Raw genomic sequence first — 1742 nt, forward strand, 5'->3', positions numbered from 1 at the left:
TCCATCGGGAGGCCCATCGCGGGGACGCGGGTGTACGTGCTGGACGGGGCGCTACAGCCGGTGCCGGAGGGAGTGCCAGGAGAGCTGTACATCGGCGGGGAGGGAGTGACGCGTGGGTACCTGGGGAGGGCGGAGCTGACGGCGGAGAAGTTCCTCCCGGAGGCGTACGGCCCGGAGGGGAGCCGGATGTACCGGACGGGGGACCGGGTGAGGTGGAAGGGGGAGGGGAGGCTGGAATACGTCAACCGGGCGGACACGCAGGTGAAGGTGCGCGGGTACCGGATTGAGCTGGGTGAAATCGAAGCGGTGTTGAGGCAGCAGGAGGAAGTGCGAGACGCAGCGGTGGTGGTGAGGGGAGAGGGGGCGGAGGCGAGGCTGGTGGGGTACGTGGTGGCGAAGGCGGGGGAGGTGGTGGAGGGGGGAGCGCTGCGAGAGCGGCTGAGGGAGAAGCTGCCGGAGTACATGGTGCCGCCGGTGGTGAAGGTGTTGGAGGCGATGCCGCTGACGCCGAACGGGAAGGTGGACCGCAAGGCGTTGCCGGAGGTGGAGGCGGGGGCGGTGGCGTCGAGGGAGTACGAGGCGCCGAGAAACAAGGTTGAGGGGGCGCTGGCGAGCATCTGGGCGGAAGTGCTGCGGGTGCCGCGAGTAGGAGTGAAGGACAGCTTCTTCGAGCTGGGAGGGCACTCGCTGATGGCGATGCGAGTGGTGTCTCGGGTTCGCGAGGAGCTGGGCGTCGAACTGCCGCTGCGCGCGCTCTTCGAGGCCACCACGGTGGAAGCGCTGGCAGCTCGCCTGGGAAGTGGAGGCAAGGAGTCAGCCCCCGCGTTGACGCGCGTTTCTCGCGAGCTACCTCTGGCGCTGTCGTTCGCGCAGCAGCGCCTGTGGTTCCTGGATCGGCTGGAGCCGGGCAGCCCGGTGTACAACGTCGCGGTCGCGGTCCGGCTCGAGGGTGTCCTGGACGTGGGCGTCCTGAAGCGTGCACTGCGAGAGGTGATGCGCCGGCATGAATCCCTGCGCACGACCTTCGCGGAAGGCCCTTCCGGCCCGGTGCAGTCCATCCATTCGCGGGTAGAGCTGCTGCTTGAGCAGCGCGACGTCACGGCGGAGCCTTCCGAGGCACGTGAGGCGAATGCATCGCGTCTGCTGGAGCGGGAGGCGCAGCGGCCGTTCGATCTCATCAGGGGGCCGTTGATCCGCGCGATGTTGGTGAAGTCGGGTGAGACGGATCACCTGATGATGGTGGTGATGCACCACATCGTCGCGGACGGTTGGTCGCTGGACGCGTTGGTGGGGGAGATGGCGGTGCTCTACGGGGCCTTCGTCCAGGGGCGCCCGTCGCCGTTGCCAGAGCTGCCCATCCAGTACGCGGACTACGCGGTGTGGCAGCGCGACTGGCTCCAGGGAGGCATGCAGGTCCGGCAGCTCGGATATTGGCGTGAGCAGTTGAGGGGCGCGCCGCCCGCGTTGGAGCTGATGACGGACATGCCCCGGCCCGCGGTGCGTGGCCTCCAGGGGGCGCGACAGGCGATCCACTGGCCGAAGCCGCTGGCCGAGGCGTTGAAGTCACTGGGGCAACTGGAGGGCGCCTCGCTCTTCATGGTGCTGCTGGCGGGCTGGCAGACAGTGCTCGCGCGCTACTCCGGTCAGGATGACGTGAGCGTGGGTTCGCCCATGGCGGGCCGGACGCGCTCGGAGTTGGAAGGCCTCATCGGCGTGTTCGTGAACACGCTGGTGCTGCGCGC

General features: G+C 68.8%; 1 protein-coding gene. It reads left to right on the plus strand.

Features of this window, described 5'->3' with window-relative positions; genetic code table 11:
- A partial coding sequence (locus tag FOF48_RS37670; RefSeq protein WP_143909558.1) for a condensation domain-containing protein occupies positions 1–1742 on the plus strand: 1742 nt, incomplete at both ends.

The organism is Corallococcus sp. Z5C101001 (assembly GCF_007352635.1).
Lineage (GTDB): Bacteria > Myxococcota > Myxococcia > Myxococcales > Myxococcaceae > Corallococcus > Corallococcus silvisoli.